General features: G+C 71.1%; 29 protein-coding genes. 5 read left to right on the forward strand and 24 right to left on the reverse strand.

Annotated features, from left to right (window positions below):
* Positions 1-410 precede the first annotated feature (410 nt).
* The 6 genes from OO69_RS46285 to OO69_RS52295 form a co-directional block, all read right to left on the reverse strand.
* Positions 411-1,730, reverse strand: coding sequence for a hypothetical protein (locus OO69_RS46285; protein ID WP_158713519.1), 1,320 nt, complete (start codon positions 1,728-1,730; stop codon positions 411-413).
* A gap of 413 nt (positions 1,731-2,143) precedes the next feature.
* Complete coding sequence (locus OO69_RS49685) at positions 2,144-2,890, reverse strand: hypothetical protein (RefSeq protein WP_158713520.1); 747 nt, start codon at positions 2,888-2,890, stop codon at positions 2,144-2,146.
* Between the two features lie 2 nt (positions 2,891-2,892).
* The gene (locus OO69_RS46295) at positions 2,893-3,279 is read right to left on the reverse strand and encodes a hypothetical protein (RefSeq protein ID WP_158713521.1); all 387 of its coding nucleotides are present in this window, start codon (positions 3,277-3,279) and stop codon (positions 2,893-2,895) included.
* A 110-nt stretch (positions 3,280-3,389) separates the two neighbouring features.
* Positions 3,390-3,665, reverse strand: coding sequence for a hypothetical protein (locus OO69_RS46300; protein WP_033287052.1), 276 nt, complete (start codon positions 3,663-3,665; stop codon positions 3,390-3,392).
* A gap of 345 nt (positions 3,666-4,010) precedes the next feature.
* A complete protein-coding gene (locus OO69_RS46305; RefSeq protein WP_033287053.1) occupies positions 4,011-4,436 on the reverse strand; it encodes a PIN domain-containing protein in 426 nt (141 codons plus the stop codon).
* Between the two features lie 25 nt (positions 4,437-4,461).
* A complete protein-coding gene (locus tag OO69_RS52295) occupies positions 4,462-4,782 on the reverse strand; it encodes an AbrB/MazE/SpoVT family DNA-binding domain-containing protein (RefSeq protein WP_158713522.1) in 321 nt (106 codons plus the stop codon).
* Between the two features lie 444 nt (positions 4,783-5,226).
* Between OO69_RS52295 and OO69_RS46315 the strand changes: the two genes are divergently transcribed.
* The 5 genes from OO69_RS46315 (at position 5,227) to OO69_RS49690 (ending at position 8,300) form a co-directional block, all read left to right on the forward strand.
* Complete coding sequence (locus OO69_RS46315) at positions 5,227-5,436, forward strand: hypothetical protein (RefSeq protein WP_033287055.1); 210 nt, start codon at positions 5,227-5,229, stop codon at positions 5,434-5,436.
* Positions 5,433-5,588, forward strand: coding sequence for a hypothetical protein (locus OO69_RS52765; RefSeq protein WP_199811165.1), 156 nt, complete (start codon positions 5,433-5,435; stop codon positions 5,586-5,588). The genes OO69_RS46315 and OO69_RS52765 overlap by 4 nt, the downstream gene beginning before the upstream one ends.
* A gap of 3 nt (positions 5,589-5,591) precedes the next feature.
* Positions 5,592-6,971 (forward strand): hypothetical protein, encoded by a 1,380-nt coding sequence (locus OO69_RS46320; protein WP_033287056.1) that lies wholly within the window; start codon positions 5,592-5,594, stop codon positions 6,969-6,971.
* Between the two features lie 95 nt (positions 6,972-7,066).
* Positions 7,067-7,456, forward strand: coding sequence for a hypothetical protein (locus tag OO69_RS46325; RefSeq protein ID WP_033287057.1), 390 nt, complete (start codon positions 7,067-7,069; stop codon positions 7,454-7,456).
* Entirely contained in the window at positions 7,440-8,300 is an 861-nt protein-coding gene (locus OO69_RS49690) for a pentapeptide repeat-containing protein (protein WP_051801804.1), read from the forward strand. The genes OO69_RS46325 and OO69_RS49690 overlap by 17 nt, the downstream gene beginning before the upstream one ends.
* A gap of 90 nt (positions 8,301-8,390) precedes the next feature.
* On the opposite strand, the gene OO69_RS46335 is transcribed toward OO69_RS49690, so the two are convergent.
* From OO69_RS46335 to OO69_RS51745, 18 genes are all read right to left on the reverse strand, one after another.
* On the reverse strand, positions 8,391-8,570 hold the full coding sequence (locus OO69_RS46335; RefSeq protein WP_158713523.1) for a hypothetical protein: 180 nt from the start codon (positions 8,568-8,570) through the stop codon (positions 8,391-8,393).
* Between the two features lie 677 nt (positions 8,571-9,247).
* On the reverse strand, positions 9,248-9,895 hold the full coding sequence (locus OO69_RS46340) for a hypothetical protein (RefSeq protein ID WP_033287059.1): 648 nt from the start codon (positions 9,893-9,895) through the stop codon (positions 9,248-9,250).
* A gap of 190 nt (positions 9,896-10,085) precedes the next feature.
* Positions 10,086-12,167, reverse strand: coding sequence for a hypothetical protein (locus OO69_RS46345; RefSeq protein WP_033287060.1), 2,082 nt, complete (start codon positions 12,165-12,167; stop codon positions 10,086-10,088).
* Between the two features lie 345 nt (positions 12,168-12,512).
* Entirely contained in the window at positions 12,513-12,755 is a 243-nt protein-coding gene (locus OO69_RS46350) for a hypothetical protein (RefSeq protein WP_158713524.1), read from the reverse strand.
* 137 nt (positions 12,756-12,892) lie between these two features.
* Positions 12,893-13,078 (reverse strand): hypothetical protein, encoded by a 186-nt coding sequence (locus OO69_RS46355; RefSeq protein WP_033287062.1) that lies wholly within the window; start codon positions 13,076-13,078, stop codon positions 12,893-12,895.
* Position 13,079: 1 nt separating this feature from the next.
* A complete protein-coding gene (locus tag OO69_RS46360; RefSeq protein WP_051801806.1) occupies positions 13,080-13,793 on the reverse strand; it encodes a hypothetical protein in 714 nt (237 codons plus the stop codon).
* Positions 13,790-14,062, reverse strand: coding sequence for a DUF6211 family protein (locus OO69_RS46365; RefSeq protein ID WP_033287063.1), 273 nt, complete (start codon positions 14,060-14,062; stop codon positions 13,790-13,792). Before OO69_RS46365 ends, OO69_RS46360 begins: the two co-directional genes overlap by 4 nt.
* Positions 14,063-14,184: 122 nt before the next feature.
* Positions 14,185-14,421: a hypothetical protein gene (locus tag OO69_RS46370; RefSeq protein ID WP_033287064.1), complete on the reverse strand. Its 237-nt coding sequence runs from the start codon at positions 14,419-14,421 to the stop codon at positions 14,185-14,187.
* 81 nt (positions 14,422-14,502) lie between these two features.
* Positions 14,503-15,750 carry a hypothetical protein gene (locus OO69_RS52300; RefSeq protein WP_051801807.1) on the reverse strand — a complete coding sequence of 416 codons (1,248 nt, stop codon included), beginning with the start codon at positions 15,748-15,750 and terminating at the stop codon, positions 14,503-14,505.
* Positions 15,751-15,811: 61 nt separating this feature from the next.
* Positions 15,812-16,129 (reverse strand): hypothetical protein, encoded by a 318-nt coding sequence (locus OO69_RS46380; RefSeq protein WP_033287065.1) that lies wholly within the window; start codon positions 16,127-16,129, stop codon positions 15,812-15,814.
* A gap of 89 nt (positions 16,130-16,218) precedes the next feature.
* On the reverse strand, positions 16,219-16,371 hold the full coding sequence (locus OO69_RS52305) for a hypothetical protein (RefSeq protein WP_158713525.1): 153 nt from the start codon (positions 16,369-16,371) through the stop codon (positions 16,219-16,221).
* Positions 16,372-16,742: 371 nt separating this feature from the next.
* Positions 16,743-17,360, reverse strand: a complete 618-nt coding sequence (locus OO69_RS46385) for a hypothetical protein (RefSeq protein ID WP_051801809.1) — start codon at positions 17,358-17,360, stop codon at positions 16,743-16,745.
* Positions 17,361-17,441: 81 nt separating this feature from the next.
* Positions 17,442-17,822, reverse strand: coding sequence for a DUF6409 family protein (locus OO69_RS46390; RefSeq protein ID WP_033287066.1), 381 nt, complete (start codon positions 17,820-17,822; stop codon positions 17,442-17,444).
* 171 nt (positions 17,823-17,993) lie between these two features.
* The gene (locus OO69_RS46395; RefSeq protein ID WP_033287067.1) at positions 17,994-18,722 is read right to left on the reverse strand and encodes an OB-fold nucleic acid binding domain-containing protein; all 729 of its coding nucleotides are present in this window, start codon (positions 18,720-18,722) and stop codon (positions 17,994-17,996) included.
* An 88-nt stretch (positions 18,723-18,810) separates the two neighbouring features.
* Positions 18,811-19,419 (reverse strand): hypothetical protein, encoded by a 609-nt coding sequence (locus OO69_RS53370; protein WP_234444709.1) that lies wholly within the window; start codon positions 19,417-19,419, stop codon positions 18,811-18,813.
* A gap of 99 nt (positions 19,420-19,518) precedes the next feature.
* Positions 19,519-19,764, reverse strand: a complete 246-nt coding sequence (locus OO69_RS46405; protein WP_033287068.1) for a hypothetical protein — start codon at positions 19,762-19,764, stop codon at positions 19,519-19,521.
* Between the two features lie 206 nt (positions 19,765-19,970).
* Positions 19,971-21,626, reverse strand: a complete 1,656-nt coding sequence (locus tag OO69_RS46410; protein ID WP_051801811.1) for a ParB N-terminal domain-containing protein — start codon at positions 21,624-21,626, stop codon at positions 19,971-19,973.
* 82 nt (positions 21,627-21,708) lie between these two features.
* Positions 21,709-22,122, reverse strand: a complete 414-nt coding sequence (locus tag OO69_RS51745) for a hypothetical protein (RefSeq protein ID WP_033287069.1) — start codon at positions 22,120-22,122, stop codon at positions 21,709-21,711.
* Positions 22,123-22,427: the final 305 nt, after the last annotated feature.

Consider the following 22,427-nt stretch of genomic DNA (forward strand, 5'->3'; position numbering starts at 1 on the left):
ACCGTGGCGGGCGGGGATCACCTGCTGCCGCGATGTGGCCGAGCGCCGCCCAGCTCCCGCCGACCGGCCGCCATCGTGGCCAAGGAGCGTGACGATCACCAAATTGCCAAACGATCAAGCGCTCATACGAGGTTCGAACGAACGATTCGTGACGGCAAGGAAACCCGTTGCGTGCAGTTCACTGTTTCAGGGAACTTACCTCGCGCGACAGGAAGAGCAAGCGGCTCGGCAGATCTCGGAGTTGTCAGAGTCTATAGGGTTCTCCAGGACGCGCCTGTTGCTTCAATCGCCGTTCGGCGACTTCATGAGGTGGACCTCGTGAAGGTCAACGGCCGACGGCGGAACTGTTCCAGTGAAGGTATCCAGAAAACGCCTACCGGCTTTCTAGAGTCCAGCGGCTAGGTTCCTGATCACTCGTCGCTCCCGATGGTCTCCTGACGGTCCTCTGCTTCGGTGTACGCGGTCCGGTATGCGTCGAGCGCAGTGCGCAGACGGTGCCCCTCGTCAGTGTCCGGGAGCTTCATGCGTTCGGTGTTCAGTGCGGCAACGCCGGCACGCAGCTCGGGGAGCTTGCTTTCCTCGTTGCGCAGGATCGCCATTGCCAGTCGATCCAAGAGTCGTCCCGCATCCCTCGACAGTCCTGCACCACCGAATTGGACGAACGTTTTCAGGGCCTCGGTCAGCTCAGCTTCGGCTGCCGCCAAGGTGGTCTCGGGTGCCGGCTTCGGCGTCGGTGCCTCGATGACCGCTGCGGGCGAGACGCCGGTGATCTGACCGAGCCGCTCACGCAGTAGCTGTTCAACGCGCGTGCTCAGGTTCTCGGTCCGGCCGCGCTCGATGTCCAGCATGTTCTCCAAGCGCCTGACGTGAGCCTGGAGGCGGTCACGCTCGCCGGCGATCGTGTCCGCCCGGTCCCGGTGGCTGACGGCCAGGGCGTGTGCCTCCTCGATGCTCTGCTGGGCGTGGCTGAGCTTGAGGGCGTGCTCGCGGTTGGCGGCGGCGATGGCCTCGCGGAGCTGGGTGGCCTGCTCGCGGAGTTCGAGGGCCTGCTTTTGTGCCTTTTCCCGTGCCTCTACAGCTTCACGTCGTTCGCGGTTCGCCTGTGTCAGATCGCCCTCTGCCCGTCCGAGTTTGCTCCGGGATTCCGCGGCCTCCCGCCGGGCCTGAGTGGCGGACTCCCGTAGTGCCTCGTTCTCCGTGTTCAGTTTTTGGGCGGTGGCCTCGGCGGTCTTCCGTAGCCGTTCCTCTGCGGCGGCTTCACCGCGGGCCGTGTCGCGGTCCTCCCGCGCTGTCGCCGCGTCCTTGACGGCCTGGGCGCGAGTTTCCTCGGCTTTCTGGGCGGCGGTCTGTGCTGTGTTCTTCTCCTCGACGGCGACGGCCCGCATGGTCTCGGCGGTGGCGACCTCGGCGGCGGCCCGGCGCACTGTCTCCTGCTCGCGTGCGAGGGCGGCGCGGGCGGTTGCCAGCAGAACCACGGAAGTGCCCTCCGCGGTCGTTGCACGGGCCGTGGCGTCCTCGGCGGCGGCGTCGGCCTCGTCGCGGTCCTCGATAGCCTCGGTGGCCTGTCGCTCGGCCCGGGAACGGGCGGACTCGGCGGCGGCGACCTGTGCGGCTGCCTCGGTCTGCACGTTGTCGATCTGGACGGCGGCCGCTCCTGGATCGCCGAGGGTCTCCAGATGCTCCGTCAGTTGCGTGAGCCTCGTGACGAATTGCTCGCCGAGCTGCTTCACCGCAGGGAGTAGATCGCGGGCGTGCAGCTCGGACATGGCGACGGGGCGGCCGAGGTCGTCGGGGACTGTTTCGCCGGAGGCGGCCGCCTCCCTTTTCTTGGCCTCCTGCCGGGCCTTCCAGGCCTCCGTTTTGTTGTGGTCCGGGTTGTCGCAGTAGGTCGACCGTCGCCCTCCTCCTGACGGCGCGGGCACTCTCGGGCGCGTGCATCCTTCGAACCGGCACTGGTCGGCCTTGGGCTCGCCGGAGGTCGGGGCGGTGGGGGTCGCGGATTCGGTCACGGCGGGTCCTCATCTTAGTTTAGTTTCGTTTCGTATCGTACCAGGTGACGTAACTTAACTGGGGGTGTTTCACTTGAAAAAGGGGCCCGCACCGGTCTGGTGCGGGCCCTGGGGCGTGCTGGTGGGGGCGGGGGTTACGACTGGTCGTCAGACGGGACCTGGCGGTCGAGGATGCGGGCCGCGGTGCCGGTCCATCGGTGTTCGGGGGGAGGGGTGCCGGGGCGGCGGTTGCGCGCGGCGTCGAGAAGCGTAGTAACGCTGCCGCCGGTGAGGGCCTGCACGCGGTCTTCGAGGTCGGCGGACGGCCGCTGCTGGTAACGGCCGTGGGCGGCCTGCTTGGTCTGGCCGAGGTCGGCGCCGATGGTTTCCCAGGGCACGCCGTGCGCGAGGGCTTCGGCGACGGCCAGGGGTTCGAGGTGGTCGGCGAGTTCGCGCAGCTGCCGGGCCAGGGTCAGAGCGGCGCGGGGGCGCTCGTCGGCGAGTTCGCCGAGCGGGTCGGCGAACCTGGCGAGCCGCTCGCGGTGGCCCTCGGGGACAGCGGGGACCAGGGCGGCCGTCGCATGTGCCTTCCACACCCGGTGGGCGTCGAGGTCCTGGCCGTTGTGGTAGCGGCCGCCGGACCATACTCCGGCGTGCGGGTCGTAGGGCATTTCGGGCCCGCGCCACCCACACCGGCAACTGGGCACCAGGTAGGCGGGCTGGACGTCGGGCGGCTCGGTTCCGCTCCAGGTGCCGCCGGGCTCCATGGCGGCGTCGTTGAACTCCCGTTCATACAGCGCCGCCCCGATCCGTTCCGTGGGGATGGTGCCGTCCGGGAGGCGGCCGAGCAGACGGCCCACGTGCCGGGCACTGTCGGGCGTGTCCTCTAGTTGAAAGCCCATGGTCAAGCCGCCGCGACCGGGCGGGCGGGCACGGCGCCGGGCCTACCGTCGTGCCAGATGACTTCGCCGTTGTCGTGCTCGTCGCCGTCATGGCCAGGCTCGCCGCCGCACTGCTGCCACACGCCGAGCAGGCCGTCCGCACCGAACTCCTGAGCGTCGTAGGGCAGATACAGCGCGGTGCACTCGTCGGGGCTGGGCTCGGGGGGCTGGTTGAACACCCCTGCGGCCGCGAGCGCGTCGTAGGCGATCTCGTCGGCGAGGTGGCCGCGGACGCCGGTCCGGCGGGCGCTCGCGCGCACGGCGTCGCCGACGGCGCGCATCTCCTCGTGGCTGAGCAAGCGCATGCCGTCCGGAAGGTCGGGGCTCTCCGGAGTCGGATTCGTTGACATGCCGTCATAGTGTCATCAATCCCTGACGATTGTTTACTCGTCAGGGATTCTTGACTCATGATGGCGCTCGGCTTGTCTTCCGAAACCGCGTACAGCGAGGCCTGCTCGTCTCAGGGGCCGGTGGCTTCCCCCGTTCCCGAGGCCGGGGGCCCCGTCACGCTGACGGCGGGGAGCTGACTTGGGTGGCCGTTGTCCCGGTCGGCGGAAATGCCGAACAGGAAGCTGAGCGCGGTGAGGGCCGCAAGGCCTGCTCCGATGGCAATGCCGAGGTCGCCGGTCTTCGGAACGGTGGTGGAGGTCTCGCGGGTGTGACGGTGCACGACATACGCCACGGCGCATGACACGAGGACGATCAGCGCGGCCGGCACGTCAATGGGTACGGTCATTCTGGGCCTTCTGGCTCGCGGGCCCGCCTGTCGCGACTCGACATCCCGCAGGCGGGCCCCCACTACGACCCGCCCGCGAGTGCGGGGGGCCCTGCACCCCTTCGGCGGGGAGTCGGGCCCTGAGACAGCAAAAAGGACCCAGCTCTCCTGAAAGAGCAGGGCCCAGCTCGCGGGGCGACTTGAAAAACGCTCCCACAAGATCGTCTATTGACAACCCAGTTACCGCAGGTAACCCCTTGTGTTATCTGCCCGTGACCAACGGGTCGCGGCACGCCGGTCAGCGCGGTCTCATGGACGCCGCGAAGCCCGGACACCGTGCGGCGGCCGGGCTTCGCGGTCGGTCGGTTACCGGAAGAGGTGCACCGGGACCGTGAACTTGTCCTCCATGTCCTTCCAGAGGGTGTCACCGGTGACCAGCGGGCGGCTCAGCCGCTCGGCGAGGGCGATGCACAGGGCATCGCCCAGGGCCAGCGTCCGGCCGTCGTACTGCTGCCGGTCCCGGCGGGACTCGTAGATGAGCTGCCCGGCCCGTACCGCCTCGTCGGCGGTGGCGGGCTCGACCGAGAGCCCCAGGGCCGCGAGGTCCTGGTGCAGCTCCTGCGGCGGGCGGGTGTACCCGCGCTGGAGGCAGACGTACGTCACCTCGGTGAGGTTGGCGGCCGTCGTGACGGCCTCCGACAGCAGCCCGTCGACGACGTCGGCTCCCTTCTCTCGGAAGACCCAGGCCACCAGGGCGCTGGAGTCAAGGACGGCAGGGGGTTGGGATTTCACGTTGGTGCTCCTCAGCGGTCCGAACTTATAGAGGTGGACCAGCCCCCGAAGCGGGCTGATCCAAAGGCTCTTGCGGGGGGCTGAGGTGATCGATCCGGTCGTTCTCGGTGTCGCGTAGGGCGCGGATGTCCGCCACGGCGTCGAAGTTCTCCGTCTCCGCGGTCGCCGGGATACCGGCGCGGATGCGGTCCTTGATCGCCTGCGGCGTCTCCACGACGACGACGCCCGGGCTCACGGCCCGGATGATCACCTCATCCCCCTCGGTGAGGCCGACGGCCCGCTGTACGGCGACGGGAACCGTCACCCGGCCGCGGGGGCCGACCTTGGTGCGAGTGGGCTGAAGCATGAAATGGGCCCTCCGGGTGAAGGGGCCGGTAACGCACGGTTGCCGCCATGCGCCGCGCCGGCCGTCCCGGTACCGCGCACGGATGCCGCCGTGCGCGGTACCGGGCCCCCGGAGCGGCTCGGCGGCCGCGCCGGGGAATGTGGTCATGGGATTGGTCTCCGTCTTGGTCTTAGTCGGTTGATGGTGGAGCGACCGCCCCGAGGCCACCATTTCCCACACTCCTCCACAGAGTGGGTAGCTGAAGACCTCGGCGTGCGTCATGCGCCTAAGGTACACCATTCACATATCTGTGACACCGTTAAATTTCCCTCCCACGGATTGTCAGCGGTGGGTGTACGACATGTTTACCGATACTGTGCACAAGTCGGTAAACACGCAGGGTAGGGTGCAGGCACAGGATGTGAGCGGGCGTCAGAGGCGCCGGAGCGGGAGGGCCGACGGCGGATGACAAAGGCACAACAGACACCGGACCGATTGGTGAAGGCGGTCCAGCGGGTCATCGAGGCCCACATGCCCGGCGACACTTTGGGGGTCGACGTCCCCAGCATGGCCCGGGCCATCGTGCGGCGTGTCCGGCTGGAGGAAGCCAACGAGCGGGCGGCGGCCCTGGTCGCGGAGCACGACCGTGCCCGGAGCGACGGGGGCGGCGCGTGAATGAGGAAGAGATCGCCCGCGGGGTGGCGCGCGGCCTGGCCCGGCATGAGGCCCGGCGCGCGAACGCGCAGGCCCGGCAGCTGCTCGGCTGCCTGCTGGTGTTCGCCGTCTTCGGCGTCGGCTTCATCCTGCTCGTCACGTACGGGAGCTGAGACATGACGGACACCGCCATCACCTCGGTGACCATGGGGGTGGTCGCGGACGGGGAATCGTCCGGCCCACAGCGTGTGGTCCGGGTGGCCACGCCCTCGGGCCGCACGCTCTCCGCGTCCGCCGCACGGCGGGTGCGGCTGGCCACCCCGTACAACACCCGGCGCGGGCGGGAGTCCCGCTCCGGGCTGTTCACCGCGTGGTGCCGGGAGCACGGACGGATCGCAACCGACCCGGGCACCGTGCCGGACTACGTGGCCTACCTCGCCGACCGGGGCCATCAGCCGGAGACGCTGGAGACGTACGCGGGCACCCTCGCGCACGGCCTGGCGCTGAGCGGCCACCCGCTCGACGCCGAGGACCGTTCCTATATCTCCGCGATCGTCAACCATCGGGCCTCCGAACTCGCGGCCGACCCGGAGGGCGCCGGCGATGCTCTGCAGGCTCCCGAGTGCACCCGCGAGGACCTGGCCGCGATGCTCGCGACCCTCGACCGCACGTCCATCGTCGGCAAGCGGGACGCCTGCGCCCTCACGCTCGACTGGTACATGGCCGGACGCTCCTGCGAACCGGGCGCCCTCGCCGTGTACGACGTCGTCGAGGAGGTCGCCGAGGTCGTCGACAAGGAGACCGGCGAGCTCCTCCAGCTGCCCGCGCTCGTCGTCACCGTGCGCCGCAGCAAGACCAACGCGCACGGCCGTACCAAGGACCGGGTTCGGATCGTCGCGCAGGACGACGAGACGTGTCCCGTGGCGGCCTGGCGGGACTGGCGGGCAGTGCTGACGGCGGCCGAGGTCGCGGTGGGGCCGCTTTTGCGGCGGGTGAAGAACAACAAGATCACGACGGCGGGACGGCCTCCGCGGGATCCCGCGAGGGCGGGCGGGATCGGAGAGCGGACGATCCGCAACCTGATCCACCGAACCGCGGCAGCCGCCGGGCTGGTCCGCGAACTCGATCCCGACGAACGGAAGTTGCTGTCGACGGCCGCCGAGGCGGCCGACCTGGCGGCTCTGGCCGATGAACGCGTGAAGGCCGCCCGGGAGGCCGCGAGGGCCGCCGGCCTGACGGCCGAGGAACAGAACGCCGCCTGCACCCGGGCCGGGCTGACTGCCGAGGAACGCGAGGCCTTCGCCGCCGAACGGCGGCGCCGGCGGCGGCTGTTGCGCAAGTCGTGGCGCCGATACAGCGGACACAGCATGCGGCGCGGGCACGTCCGCCACCTCCAGCGGATCGGCACACCCCGGCACATCATCGAGGCGCAGTGCCGGTATGTGCCCGGGTCCAAGGCGCTGGCGCGCTACCTCGACGAGCGGGTGCCGTGGGCGGAGAACCCGACCGTGGCCATGCGGCGGCAGGCTCGGAGGCCCAGTCCTGGCGGCGCCTAGGCTCCGGCTTCCGCAGACGCTGCGACCTTTGCGGCAGGATGCTCCTTTTCCCAACATCCGTCCCCAGCCTTGGTCTTGGCGGATATCGTCGGTCCATGACGTGGTGGCAGGCAGCAGCGTGGGGCCTCGCCGGCGGCGGTGCGGCCTCGGTGTTGTCCTTCATCACGGGCGTCGTATCGGCCGGGTACTCCTGGCCATGGCGCGGGAGGAAGAAGAAGGAGTTGGGGCCGCGGCTGTTCGTCCTGACCGCCCTGGCCGTACTGGGAGCCGTGGTAGCCGCAGCCGCACATGACCAGATCAGCGGCCCCTGGCCCGCCTTCATCTTCGGCGTTGGTGCCCCCGCCACGATCCGCGGCCTCCTCTCCGGTGTCGAGATCTCCCCCGGCAGTTCCTCCAGGACCGCCGTACCTGTAGAGGCGCGCCCCATCGCAGCCCCGCCACCGCCTGCCGTTGGGGAAGGGGAGGTCCGTGAAGACGCGCCCTGACACGCTCCTCGGCCACCTTGTACTGGCCGCCCGCCCGCCCCGACCGTGGCTGCGTATTCGCGCCTCCGGCTGGTGGAGTCGTGTCCTTCTTGCTGCTGGAGCCCGGCAGGCTTTCAGGGAAGGCCAAGATCATTTCGGCGCGGACCTGACCCGCGCGGACCTGCACGGCGCGGACCTGCGCGGCGCGAACCTGCGCGGCGCGGACCTGACCGACGCGATCCTGCGCGGCGCGATCCTGACCCGCGCGGACCTGCGCGGCGCGATCCTGACCCGCGCGAAGCTGATCGGCGCGGACCTGCGCGGCGCGATCCTGGCCCGCGCGAACCTGACCGACGCGAACCTGACCCGCGCGGACCTGCACGGCGCGAACCTGCGCGGCGCGATCCTGACCCGCGCGAAGCTGATCGGCGCGAACCTGCCCCTCGCGGACCTGCGCGGCGCGGACCTGGCCCGCGCGAACCTGACCGACGCGAACCTGACCCGCGCGGACCTGCACGGCGCGAACCTGATCGGCGCGGACCTGACCCGCGCGAACCTGATCGGCGCGGACCTGCCCCGCGCGGACCTGGCCAGCGCGAACCTGACCGACGCGAACCTGCGCGGCGCGGTCCTGACCGACGCGCATCTGCCTGCCGCAGACCTGACCGGCGCGGACCTGCGCGGCGCGAACCTGACCGGCGCGAACCTGACCGACGTTATCTGGTCGGAGCGGACACGTTGGCCTCGTGATGTTGCCCCGCAGATGCTGAAACGGTCCGTACCGATCGGCGGCGGAAAGTGGCGTATTCAAGGATCGGGGAGCAGCGGGGCGCATCTGGAAGTCCCACCCGTACCCGTCTCCTGACGCAGTCACGGCGAAGCCGGGAGCAAGGGGCGTGAGAGGTCACCTCGGCACGGGTCGGCGCGGGTTGCGCCGCTAACCCCCCGGCTCCTTTTAGAACAAGGTGGGCGTCTCGACTGTGGCCCCGCCGGGCGCGTCCTCGGGCAGTTCCTGCTGTACGGCAATCGCGTCGGCTGCCGGGACGTGTGCCATCGAGCCGGGGCACAGGACCAGGGCACGGGGGGTGCGTTTGTGGTCGTGCACGCTGAGCACGCCGATCGTTCTGGTGGGCACGCCGGCCACGGTGTCCTCGCACACCGGGCACGCAACCCGCGGGTGTCTCGCCATGTGTCCAGTGTCGTACGGGCCACTGACAACCGGTAGGCCGTCAGCCGCCGTACGTCTGGCGGCACAGGGCACTGATCTCCGGAGTCACCGGGGCCTGCGGCGACCAGCTGCACACCGTCCGCATGTCGTACGACGTCCCGGTCCGCGGCCGCGGGTGCGAGCGGGGCCTTGGGTGTTGTGGTGCGGCGGTCCGGGGCGTCGACCGGTGGCGGGGCGCAGACGTCGGCTGGGCAGGTCGCGGAACTGTACGCGCGCGGGGCCTCGGGGAATCCGGCCGTTGCGCCGTGGCCCTCGGTAGAGGGCGTTGCGCGGTGTGGTGGTGGCGGGCCGCCGGCTTGTGGCTGTGGCGGCCGGACCCGGTGGTCACCAGTGCCTCGATGGGGGAGGCCTGGACCGGGTGGGTTTCGACGGGACGGGGGAGACGGTCTCCGGCAGGGGCCACGCGAGCGGGCGGTCGGTGTCCGGGCGCCTCGACCGTGACGCACCCGCCGGTCAGGAGAACGGCGGCCAGGGACAGGACGGACAGGAAGAGGCGGCGCACTCGTCCAGGGTGCCCGTCGTCCGGCGCTGCGACGGTGCGACCTGCTGCCAGTCCACCGGAACGGATGATCTCCGAGTACCGCCTAGACGATCCCGTGCAGCAGACCGTGCCGTTTGAGGAATGCACCTGCCTCGTGCACTTCCTTGAACGCCTCGGCACCGGTGCCCGGGTTGTGGTCGGGGTGGGTGAGGCGCAGTGCGGTGCGATAGACGCTCTTGGGGATGGGCACCGCCTGGTCGTCGGTCATCTGCGCGTGCTTGTAGAGGATCCGGCGGGCCTCCTCCACCGTGTAGATCCGGTGGTGGCTGTTTCTCCTGCCGGACCGATCGCGGGCCTGTTCTTGGCCGCGCCGGCGTTCCTCCTCGTCTCGCCGCTCCTGCTCCTGACGGCGCTGGCGCTCCTCCCGTTCCCTTCGCTCCTGTTCCCTCCACTCCTGGGACCAACGGTCGTGTTCCGTGCGCCGGGTTCGGTAGGCCTTCTGCTTGCAGGCGCTCCCGCAGTACATGCGGCCCTCGCCGTCCCTGGACTGGATCCACTCGAACCGGGTTCCGCACTGCTCGCACCGTGAGGTCCGCCGGATACCCGCCGCCTGGCTGTAGAGGCCGTTCGCCGCGCGGTAGGCGCGCTGGCGGCAGGCCTGCGAGCAGTACCGGGCGCGGGGCCCCGCCTTCGTGGACAACTGCTTGGTGCACTCAGCGCAGCGTCGCCGCGTACCCGTCGGCATGATCATCTCCAGAGTTTAGTTTGGTTTAGTTTCGTTAGTGATAACGAAACTAAACCAAACTCGTTGTTAGACTAACCGTCAATAACGTCTATCGTCACGCGTTACGGTAACGAGTGACGATAGGTATGCGTCACGTGTTGCGGTAACGCGTGACGGTTACGTGTTGCGGTAACGCATGACGCTGTGTCAGGGGGGTTCATGCGGCGGCCTGTTCGGGCTCGGGGAGGCTCTGGGAGGGGTCATGTTGGCGGCCGAGGAGGGCGGGGTCGACCAGGCCTCCGTGGCGCTCGATCTCGCATGCTTCGGCGAGGAGTGCGGCGGCGCCGATGCGCTGGGCCTCGATCTCCCATGCGGTGGCGTGGTCGGCCAGGCCTGTGCCTGTGCGGTGGGTGCTGTGGTGGGGATGGCGGGGGTAGCGGCGCTCGTAGGGGTCCATGCCGGGCAGGACGGTCTGACGGGGGTGGGGGCGGTCGGCCTGGCGGGGCTTGGCTCCGCGGGGGGCGGCGCACCATTCCTGCTCGGCCAGCCACCACCGGTGACGTTCCTCGTCGACCCGTGCGCTCACTGCGAGTTCGGCGGGCCGGCCCGCTTGTCCCAGCTGGGCGGCCGCCTCGTACAGCGTGCGGTCCGTGCGCCGGTGGGTACCGGGAACCAGCAGACCTACGGCCGTGAGGGCGTCCAGATGCCTCGTGAGCGTCTCGGGGGTGTAGCCGGTGGCCTGGGACAGCTGTGATCCACGAACGCCCTGCTGAAGGGCTTCCAGGGTCCGGCCCGCGTGGTGGCCGAACTCGTGCCAGACCCCCGATTGCTGATGAACAATCAGAAGCTCAAGCCGGGTGACCCCATGCCCCCCATGGGGGGCGGCGTTGTCACTTCTGTCCGACCCCGCTGCACTTCTCTGACCTGCAGCGATGTGGTGGACGGCGCAGATGTGGTGCGGGTCGTCGGGGCAGGTGTGCCCGGTGGCGGTCGTGATGCGGCGCGCTCTGCAGGCGCCGGGGACTGCGGTCTGTGTGGTGGTGGTCCATCCGTCGGCTTCCAGTCGGCCGAGGGACAGTGCGGCGGTGGCCTTGCTTCGGCCGGAAAGGACGGCGAGTCGCCGGACGTTGGCGCTGACTTCGGCTGATCCCGAGACGGCCATGAGGTAGGCGAGGGAGCGCAGGACGGCGAGATCCGCGGGCCCGCTGGGGCGGCGCCAGGGGGCGGTGCCGGCGGCCTCGATCCGCGCGAGCAGGTCGGCGGCGGCGGCGGCGCCCTCGGTCATCTCCTCGGCGCGGGGCCTGTCGCGGTAACGCGCGGGCAGGCGGGCCGCTTCCTGTACGGCGAGCCACCATCGGCGCGTCAGGCGGCGCTCGGCCTCGACCTCGGGGAGTCGGCTGCGGCTTCCGGCTGTGCTGGTGGTGCGCAGCCATTCCAGGGCCGGGGCTGCGGTGGCGTCCTCGACGAGCGTGCGGGTCTGGGCGTACGTCCACCCGGCCAGGGCGCAGCGTACGAGGACGTGGTGAACGGCGGCCTGGTGGGCGCCGGGGGCGTCGTCGGGACGGCGGCGGAGGGTCTCCAGCGCGCGGGCGCCGAGCGGGCGCCAGGGCAGGCGCAGGCGGACGTGTCCGGCGTCGTCGTGCTCGACGTCGCGGATGACGGGGCCGCGCCGGGCGATCGAGGGCGGGACGTGCTGGCCGCTGTTGCGGGAGCGGGTGACCGTGTGGCCGCCGAGCAGGGCGGGGGCGGCCGTCAGGGCTTCCAGTGTCCGGAGCAGGCGCCAGAACGCGCCTGCTGGGCTGCCCTTGCGCAGGACGGCTACGGCGGTTCTCACGTCGAGGCCGTCGAGTTCGGCGTGTCCGTGGCCGCTGCGGTGGGCGGCGCCGGGCGGGCGCAGGGCCCCGGAGACGGGGTTCTGCAGCGGGGTGGGGTCGACGCTCGGGTACAGGCGCGCGGCGAGCTGGCCGAGGGCGCGCGCGACGTCGGGCGCGAGTCCCGCCGGGCAGGCGGTCCACAGGTGCACACCGCCGGACGGGCCCGACCGGACGGGCACGGACGCGATGCCGTGCGCCGCGAGCATCTGGGCCAGGGCCTGTGCGTCGGCCTGTACCTGGTCGCGGCCGCGCGACGCGTCGAGGTCGAACGGCACGAGGACGTACCGGTACTCGCCGGCCCACCGGCGCCGACGGCACGCCACGTACATGGCGACCGGCCGGACCGTGTCGGCCTCCTCCAGCTTCACCGTGTCCGGGTAGGCGTTACCCCACCCGCCCGCGCCGTCCCGGACGGCCGCACGCACGACCCGCCCCGGTGACAGAGCCCGGAGGAAGCTGGACAAAACTTTCTGTTGTGTGGCGCCGACAGCGTCGACAAGTCGCTGTGCAGACACACCGTTTGGAGGCATGCCTGTGCCGTCGGCGCTGCCTCTTGCTACTATGGGAGCGCCTCTCCACCTATGTGAGGCAACAGAAGACCGGCCCGACGGCTCGCAACCGTCTGGCGGGGATTCGCGCAGGGAGCTTTCGCAGGCTCCCTACTGGGTGAGGTACCTCGGGGTTTCCTAGGCCGCGGTGAGGTATCTCAAACGATCTTCATGTGCCGGTCTTTGTCAGCCGCCCCCGTCTCGGGGGCCTTCTTTTTTGCCTCAGCTGGCCTCCGCTATCACTTCTTGTGCGGGCCACCCCGCCGGGCGGCCGTCCTCGTCGAGTTCCATCCGCCGGAACGCCTCGCGGAGGACCTCGTTGCCGGAAACTCCCATCCCCGTGACGGCGCGCTCGAACTTCGCCCGCAGCTCGTCGCCGGGATGGAAGGGCACGTTGGCGCGTACGACGCGGTCAGCGCGGAACTCGCCGCTCCGGCCGCGTTGCTGACGTCCCTTTACTGCCATGATCGCGATCATAGACCTTGACCAAGAGTGTGTGTCACACCATTGCGTGTGTCGCTGCGAGTTTTTTGGGGTACGCGGGTCAGCTGATGCACCAGATCAGGTGTTTTCGCCTGGTACGGCGTTGACTTGACGGATCATCAGACTTGGGTGACCGGCCATTCCCCGTGCGGGATGGGGGCGTTGCCCTGCTCGTCGCGCAGGGCTTCCGCGGAACCGCAGGGCGAACAGATGGGGATGGTCCGCGCGAGGGTGACGCGCGACGTCGCCGCGGTGGCCGGGTCGTAGGAGGCGGTGCAGCGCGGGCAGCGAGCGGTTGAGGGCACGTCAGCTCTCCGTGGGGTGTTCGCGGGCGGTCTTGAGGATCTTGGTCCAGGTGCTGGTGGAGGCCGGATCCGGCGAGAGTTCGTGCAGTCGCTCGATGTGCCGGGCGGTGCGCTCGTCGGGGTGCTCGGCGAGGATCTGGCGGGCGAGGGCTAGCCGGGGGTCGCCGGCGTAGAGATAGGGGGGGTTGTTGCGGCTGCCGGCGCGGCGGCCGTGGGCACGCGGCCCGTGGGAACGCGGCTGGGTATGCCGGGTGAGCGCGTATTCGCGCGCGCGGCGACGGCGCCACTTGGGCCGTTTGCGGTTGACGGGGTCGCCCCAGGTGTCCGGCTCCGGGAATCCGGGCGGCGGGTTGACGGCGGCCTTGCTGACCCATGAGTTGTCGTTGTGGCCGAGCATCCGCCGGAACACCTGCGGGCCGATCAGTTCGTCCGGGTCACCGTCGTCGTCCGTGACGGGCAACGGCGGGGCGGCGGCGGCCTGTTGCTTCTGGAGCTCGTCGTACCAGCTGGCCCAGGTGGGGCCGTGCCAGTGCATGATGCCGCCGTAGCGGACCGGCTCGGGGTGCGAGTTGGTCGCGCGGGCTCGCCAGAGACGGCTGAGCGTCTCCCCGCTGATGCCGTGTGCGGCGGCGAGCTGGTGGCGCGTGAGCCACCCCTTGGGCGGGGTGGAGCGGCCGTCGTTGGTGGTCATCGCGGATATCTCCTGCACGGTCATGGTCGGGGGCTCCAGCTGTGGGCCGTGGCGCCGGTGATCCGTACAACGGTGGCGATGTCGTCGGCGGTGACGGCGCCGGCCCAGTCCATGTAATCGGGGTGGTCGGTCTGGTGGTGGACTTCGAGGACTCCGGGCGCGTTGTCGACGACGTCGGCGACGGTCAGCAGGACCTCGGGGGCGATGCCGAGCCGGTTGCCGGGGTGCAGCCGTACGAAGTCGTACGGCTGCGGGTCGCGGGTGCCGGCCGGGGGGTGCTGGGGGTCTACCATGGGAGCGTCTCTTTCTCGTGAAGGAACAGACACGGCCCCGGCGGCGGTTGCCCACTTGTCCGCCGGGTGCCATGAGCGTGCGGCTTGGCCGCCGTCCTGTGAGGACGGCGGCCAAGCCTGTTTCAGGGGGTCCGGAACTCGATCACGTCCCACACGTACGGGTGAGCGTGGGGGGTGCCGTCGAGGTGCACGACGGGCACGGCCATTCCGACCAGTCCGTCCCATGCCGCGCCGGTCACGGTGCCGGGGCCGCAGGTGAGGTGCCGGACGAGGTCACCGGGCGTCGCGGTGCGGCCGGTGCGGGGGTTGACGGCCCGCAGGGGCCCGATGGGCTGCGGGAAAGGCGGCCAGGACGTCATGTTGTCTCCATGGGTCTCGTGAAGGATCGGGCGGGAAAACGCGCCCGGGACGGTAGGGGTTGCCCTCCCCACCGAATGCGTCTATTGAACCATATCGGTGAGGACTTCGAGGAGCGGTCGGCCTCGCGGGGGTTCGGGCCGTGGGGGGATCGCGGGGACGGGCAGCACGGTGGTGGGGTTGGGCCACAGGCTCAGTTGCTGTTCGTGCCGGTCGGCGGCGAGGGGCCGCAGGTGGCGGGCGCGGTGGCCGTAGGCGGCCGGGCCGGTGCTGTGAGGGGGCTGGGTGACGCCGGGCGCGGTGAGCGTGCCCCCGGGGTCGGGCGGCATCGGGACGGCCGGGATGGTGGGTTCGCGTCCGAGCGTCGTGTCGTCCTCGGCCTGCAGAACGGCGGCCGCGCTGGCGTAGCGCACGCGGTCCTGGTGGCACAGGCGCAGGTCCCTCCATCGCTCGTCCGCGCTGCGGTCGGCGGCCTGGTGGGCGGGGTAGGTGTCGGCGTCGGCTCGGGGGGCGCCGGCCAGCATCGGTCCCGGCTCGCCGCGCTCGGCGGCGTACATCCGCGCACACCACCGGTTCACCCATGAGGTCAGGAAGTGCCGTTTCCAGGCACGGCGGAGGCTGGGGCGCCATGCCGGGTCGTGGTCGCCGTCGGGCCGCTGCCGGAGCCAGGACGTGTAGCCGCGCGCGGCGTTCGTGCACGCGGACTCGGCGGCGTTCATCGTCCAGGCGAGGGCGGAGGCGAACGCCGTGATGTTGGCGCGGGCGCCGAAAACCTGGAGGTTGAGGCGGTGGCGGAGCACTCCGCCGACGGTGAATCCGGCGGAGGCCTGGCAGCCGTAGGCGCCGGCCAGGGAGACGATCATGTTGCGGCGTTCCTTGCCGAAGCCGGACCGGTCGGACGGCTCGATGTCGATACGGCCGTGGTCGTCGTCGTAAAGGACAACGGGGGAGGCCTGGAAGCTCGGGCGGCCGGGGCGGTCGCGCCGCAGTTCGTAGGCGTGGGGCATCTCGGGCAGCGGGGCGAGTAGCTGGGTGGGGTAGGTGCCGACGTGGGAACGCTGGTACTCGGTGATCTGGGCGACGACCCGCCACAGGTGGCGTTTGCCGGGTCGGCGGACGCCGTGACGGTGCCAGTGACCGGCGAGGTCCTGGGCGTGCGCGTCGCAGGTCTCTTCGGTGTGGGTGGCGAACAGTTCGGGGCTGTTGAGGGCGTAGGCGATCACGCGGCGGGTGGCGGGCTGGTGGCAGTGGCCGGGGCTGATGCGGCATCCGGCGTCGTAGGCGCTGGACGCGTAGGCGCCGCAGGTGGGCGGCAGGTAGTAGATGCTCATGGGTCTTCCGGGGTGGGGCCCGGACCGGCCTCGCCGGCCGGTCCGGGCGTGGGTGCGCGGGCTAGGACAGGGCGGGGGCGGCGAGGACGAGGGAGATGAGGGCGGCGAGGATGTGGCGGTCTCCTCGGCCGTGGGCGGCCCATGTGACCTCGGCCTCGGCGTTGATCAGGTGCGCGAGTCCACGGTGGGTGTCGTCGTCGTCGAACTCGGCCCATTCCTCCTCGGCTGTCTCGACGAAGTGGCGTACGAGGTCGCGCAGTTCGGCGGTGGTCGCGACGGTCTCGGGGATCGCGACGCCGGTGTTGCTGGTGGCCCAGGTGCACAGCTGGATGCGGACGGCCTCGATCAGGTCGGCCTCGGTGACGGGGGCGGTGTTCATGGTCTGTGGTCTCCGGTTCTCGTGAAGTGGGGCCCGGCGGGGGCGGGTTGCCCTCCGCCCTCGCCGGGCCGGGGTGGTGTGCGGTGGGGTCAGTGGTCGGTGTCGCCGGGGCCGGGCTGGCGCGGCAGGCGGCGGGCGGCGTCGGGGTTCCACTCCTCGGCCGGCTCGGGGCGGCGCTGGCCCGGAACGGTGGGGATGGCGCGCTCGTTCCACTCGTTGGCGTTGAACTCGTTCTGTGACATGGGGAGTTGCTCCTCGTGAAGGTGGTGCGGCGGGTTGCCCTCCGCCGCTCTCGCGCCCGGTGGCGCGGGGTCTGGTGGGTGATCGGGTCGGCCGGGGTGCGGCCGGGGCCGCGCCGGCCGTTTCCGGGCCGGGTGTTGTGCCCGGCCGTGTACTTAGGCACTTGGCGCCACCCAAGCGCCCGGCGCCCGCCGGTGTGTGGTTCGGCCGCCTGCGGCCGGGCCGCGCACCGGTGGTTAGCGCGCCGGGCTGGGTGGCGCCGCCCCGGAGGGGTGTCCTTTAGCGGCCGCCGCCCACACCGGTCGTATAAACGCTGTCCGGCGGGGCCACCTACCGGGCCCGACGTGTGACCGGGCCCGGCGGCTTCCTCGGGCTAGCGGTGGTAGGCGGGGATCAGGGCGCGGACGGCCGCGTCACCCGCGCATCCGGTTCCGGGCTTCCCGTCCGTGCGGTCGTGCCGGTGGGTGCTGGGCGGGTTCCCGTTGCGTCCGCGCAGGTGGGACCAGTAGCGGGGCCCCCACCATTCGCACCCGGGGACCAGGCACTGAAGGGCCCACGGGTTGTCAGCGCCGGGGTACCCGCCCAACGGGCGCCACAGGTGGAGGTTGACGCCCTTCCAGGCCCGGTGCGCGGACGCCACGTTGGTTTCGTTGATCTTGAGGCGTGGGTGGAGCAGCGGGGCGGGACCCATGAGGAGGGTCGGCGCGGCGGTGGAGTCCTCGACCGGCGCCTGCGGGATGATCCGGCCCGCCTTGACCTCGTCGGCGAGGTACTGGGCGGCGGCGAGGGACAGCGGGGTGCGGTCGCCCTTGGACGCGTCCGCGATCCGGATCTCGACGTCGAGGCCGACCGGCTGGGCGTACCAGACGCGGTGGAACCGGTAGATCGTCCCGGCGAGGCGCTCGGGGCCTCCGGCGTGGACGTAGACCGGGTAGCGGCACTCGTGGTCGGGGGCACCGATGCGGTAGCTGACCTGGGGGATCGTGCTCATGGTGGGGCGGTTCTCCGGTTCTCGTGAAGTGGGGGCCCGGCGGGGGCGGGTTGCCCTCCGCCCTCGCCGGGCCGGGGTGGGTCAGTGGGCTGCGCGGGCGATCGGCTCGGCGAGCGGGGCGAGCAGGCGGGCGGCCTGTCCTCGGGCGGCGGCGTGGCGGGCCGCGAGGACGCGGTAGCTGGCCTGCGGGAGGGTGGCGAGCGTGGTGTGCAGGGGCACCACCACCTCGTCCGGGGTCACCGTGAACAGGGTCTGGGTGAACTCGGGCTGGCCGAGCGTCCAGAACCAGAGCAGGGCGAACAGTCCGGGCCTGCCGCTGCCGATCGTGCCCGTGACGATCGCCGTGCGGGCGGGGACTCGCTTCCAGCGGGCGGCGGGGAGGACCTGGACGAGGGTTCCGGGCTTCAGGTTCGAGGCGTCGGCGGGGGCTGCGGTGACCGGCGCGGGCACGTGCGTGCGCATGGGTGTGTCCTTGTCTCGTGAAGTCCGGTCGCCACGCGGCGACCGGCGCCGGTCGGGGGTTGCCCTCCCCTTCCGACATGTCTATTGAACCATATATAGGGTGATTTTCGCGGAGACGCGGGCGGCGTGTCCCTCTGGGGGCCGGTAGTACCGGCCCCCAGAGGGAAGGCATCAACTCGCTTGCTTCCAACGGCAGTTGCTCAGGTAGGTCTGCGCGGTGTCGCCGTGCGTGGCGTTGCGGTACGTGTCGTGCTGCTTGACCTTGCCCCGGATCTCGATACGGGCGCCCTGCTGGGGGAGCGTCGTCACGTCTTTGACCCTGGCTTCCCAGATGTAGATGTTCCCCTCCGCGTCCCGCAGCTTGATCAGGCGGCGTTCCTGCACGTGGTAGCCGTAGGTGCGGGGCCGCTGGTCGACGATGACGGCAACCTCGACCGTGCGCACCAGCCGTTCGCCCTTCTCGCCCTGGTGGCGGGAGAGAACGGCATCGGCGGCGGCCTGGGTCTTCCTGGCCTGGCGGGCCTGCTCGCGCTGCCAGACCTCAGGGGCATAGCACAGCAAGGGGAGATCGCGGGCAGTCGCCTCGGCTGCGCGGGCGACGCGGGCGAGATTGGCGCGGTAGGTGCCCTGTTCGGCGGTGCCGGTGCGGGCCCACTCCAGTACGGCGGCGGGCAGTGCGGCGGGGAGGCCGCTGGCGGCGCGGGCCATCAGGGCGCCGTCGCCGTTGAGGACGGGCCCGCGCCCGTACAGGATGTGCTCGACGTCCAGCACGGTCGGCACGGCCTGTTCCCACTGACGGGAAAGGGGCTGGTAGTAGCCGCGTGCCCGGATGACGACGGCGGCGGTGCGGATGATGTCGAGCGGGGTGAACCGGATGGCGGCGGCCGTGGTCATGAACATGGGTGGTGTCCTCGGTCTCGTGAGGTGGGGCCCGGCGGGGGCGGGTTGCCCTCCGCCCTCGCCGGGCCGGTGCTGGTGTGCGGCGGGGTTACAGTTCGCCGCGCTCGCGCAGGTAGGCGGCGTAGAGGGTCGCGAGGTAGGAGTCCCTGTTGCCGGGCACGCGCCGGGCGCCGAGCGATCCGTCACGGTCCCCGTTGCGCCACACGCTGAATGGGCGGCCGACCGGGGGGATGTGGAGGGCGTAGACGCCGTGGGCGCTGGCCACGCGGACGGCGGCGGCCTGGGCGGTCTCGTCGTAGGCGGCCGACCGGCGCGCGGGGCTCACGCCGAGGTCGCCGAGTGCGGCGCTGATCGCGCGGGCCTGCATGAGGTCGGCGGCGGCCCCGGTGGGGAGGGCGGGGGCGGCGGGGACGCATCCGCACCCTGCGGGCTCCGGCTCGGCGGTGTCGGCGGGCATGGCCGGGAGGGCGGGACGGACGGGGGCGAGTGCGGCCGGGCCGGTGCCGTGGGCCTGGTCGACGTAGGCGTAGACCTCGGCGGGGCCGGTGAGAAGCAGTGGGCGGCCGACAACGGGGGTGATCGTCCATGAGCCGTCCGCGTTGGCGGTGACGGCCCGCAGTGCGCCGCTGACGACGAGGTCGAACAGCTCGATTGCGGCGGCCGGTCCGGGCTGGGCGGTGCGGGTGGTGGCGTGCACGGTGGTGTGTCTCCAGGTCTCGTGAAGGGTGGGGTGTCCCGGGGCCGGGCGGAGGGTTGCCCTCCTCCGCCCGGCCCGGTGTGGGCCGTTGGCCGGTGGTCAGTTCCAGTTCTCGGGGGCGCGCCGGTAGCGCGCCTCGAACGCGGCGGCCTCCTCGGCGGTGGCGGGGCGCAGGTCGGCGGTCATCTCGTCGAGGGTGCGGAAAATGGACGCGAAGATGATGTCGCCGTGCCCGTCGGTGCACACGTAGCTGAGGCTGCTGCCGGTCACGCTGGTGACCCGGATGGTGTCGACACCGTCCCGGGTGTCGCGCGATACGCACTGGCCTGCGGTGAACGTCGGCATGAGGTGTCTCCGTGTCTGGTCGTGAAGGCGTGCCGGGTCGGCCGGCTGACCCGGCTGCCCGCACCGAGAGGGGGTTGCCCTCCCCTCTCGACATATCTATTGAACCATATCTAGGGTGGTGCCGGTGGGGTTTCTGTTACTCCGGCCGGGTGGTGTTTGCGCAGGTGGGGCGGGGTTTGGTCGCCCCACCTGCGGCTGGGGTCCTGCTACTCGGTGAGCGTGCCGGTGGTGTCTCCGGCGTTGGCGGCCTGGGCGTCGGGGTCGGCGGGGTCGTAGGCGGTGCCGGTGATGACGGCGGTTTCGATGGGGGTGGGCTGGTAGCCGAGTTCCTGGAGCCAGGTCAGGTAGCGGGTGGTGTCCCGGCGGACTCCGGCGCGTGCGTGGTCGCCGTCGGTGCGCCATGCGGAGCGGGGCGCGTGGACTTCGTAGCAGGCGGCAACGGCGGCGAACAGGAGAGCGGGGGCGCGGCGGACGTTGGCGCCCCGCTTGGTGATGCTCGCGCAGTTGGCCTGTTGCTCAGTCATACCGAGGAGCTGGCCGAGGATCTTGTCGCGGCGGGGGTGGGACTGCCTGGCCTGTACGACGCTGTCGGCGCCGAGTGCGGCTTCGGTGGCGATACGCAGCATGATGTCTGCCGTTGCGCGGGGGTGGCTCTTGCGGCCGAGGAATTCCGCGAGCCATTCCTGACGGACGGTCACGGAGGCGTCCCAGTGGCTGTTCCCGGCAATGATCCGCTTGCGCTCTCCGGTGGTGATCTTCGTGGCCTCGCCCTTGAGCTCGTGGCCGTGCAGGACGGCATTCGTGCAGTAGCGGGTGTAGTCGTAGCTGTCGGGGGTCTCCAGCACCCATACGTCGCCCTTGCAGGTGGCGTGCTCGCCCTTGTTGTAGGTCATGCCCTTGATCTGGTGGACGGGCGTGGCCCGGTCGGAGAGTTCCCCCGTGGTGCGGAACTGGGCGCCCTCCTTCTCCAGTTGGGCGCGGTGGGCGGCGGCCTCCTGGCGGCGCTCGACGGTGTTCAGGGCGTCGGTGATCCGCCAGGCGTGGGACCCTCCGGGGTTCTTCGCCATGGCGGCCTCGACCTGTTCGGCGAGATCCGGGGCGGCCGCTTCGAGGTCGACGAGACGTGCGACGTCGGCGAGGGTGAGGTTCGAGGCGGCGGCGGCCTTCGCCTTCTTGGACCCGCCCACCTTGAGGAAGAGTTTCACGTCCTTCTGGGTGCGTCCGGCTGCGGCCGCGAGCTGCCGGGGGCTGGCGCCGAGTTCGGAGGCCTGGAAAAGGGCGCTGGCCTGCTCGACGTCGGTCAGGCTTTCGCGGTGTACGGCGGTGGTGACCATGTCGACGTAGGCGTCCGCGTCGGTCACCTCGTCGTAGGTGTAGGGGATGTGGGTCAGTCCCTCGGCGATCGCGCCGAGGAGTCGGCGGTGGCCGTCGACGACTTCGAGGGCGGCGCCGTTGCGGCGTACGAGGACGGCCGTGCGCACGCCGTTCTCACGGATCGAGGCGCGGAACTCCTTGGTCATCCGCAGGTCGCGGCGGACGTTGTGGGGGTGCTTGGTCAGTGCGTCCACCCGGATCACGGGCCGGTAGGTGACCGGTACGGTCTCCAGGCCTGCGGCGTGGGCGGCGGCGAGGCGGCGCAGGCCGTCGACCACCCGGTACGTGCCGTCTCCCAGGGTCGCGATGTAGAGGGGCTCGGTGACGCCCTTCGCCGTGACCGCCTCGGTGAGCGGGTCCTCGGCGCTGAGGGAGGGGGCGGCGGCGTTGGCCATGAGGTCGGCGACGGGCAGCGTCGGCCACACCGTGACGGCCGGTGCCTTGGTGGTGCGGGCGGCCTTGGTGGTCTTGCGGGTGGTGGTGCTCACGTGCGGTGTCTCCTGGTTCGTGAAGGATGTTCGGGGTCCGGCGGCGGGGGCGGGTTGCCCTCCGCCCCCGCCGGGGGTCGGGTCAGTTGATGGCGCGGTGGACCGTGAGGGCGAGCAGGCGTACGCGCTCGGCGCTCGTGCGGCCGTACAGCGAGGGGACTTCCTGGGGCTCGCCGTCGACGGTGACCGTGTAGCAGTCGGGCGAGTAGATCTCGCTGTCGTAGCGGATGACGGCCCTGTGGCCGTCGACCGTGCACTCGGTGCGGAGGGCGCGCGCCCCCTTCGACCAGATCAGGAGACCCTCGGCGCTCTGGGCGGTCTCCTCGATGTACGCCTCTTCGGTGACCTCGTGCCCCCATCCGGCGATGGCGGTGAGCTGCATCCGGGCGAGCTCCTGGGCGCCGGTCAGGCCGCCGGGGGCGGGGAGCATGGCGGGAATGGGGTACTGGCGGTCAATCCACGTGATGCCGTCGGCGGTCACGGTGGCGTCGCTCATGGGGTGGGTCCTTGTCTCGTGAAGGCCGGTCACCGAGCGGCGACCGGGGCGCCGGTCGAGGGTTGCCCTCCCCTCCCGACATGTCTATTGAACCATATCTAGGGTGTTTCGCGCAGCTCATCTCATACTCCGGACGGGTGATTTCCGCAGGTCAGGCACCCTGTGGACAGTCGGCGGGGGTGCTCGGCCCCGGTCGCCGGGGTGCCGTGATCGTCACGCTCCTTGGCCACGATGGCGGCCGGTCGGCGGGAGCTGGGCGGCGCTCGGCCACATCGCGGCAGCAGGTGATCCCCGCCCGCCACGGT

Source organism: Streptomyces sp. NRRL F-525, from assembly GCF_000716605.1.
GTDB lineage: Bacteria > Actinomycetota > Actinomycetes > Streptomycetales > Streptomycetaceae > Streptomyces.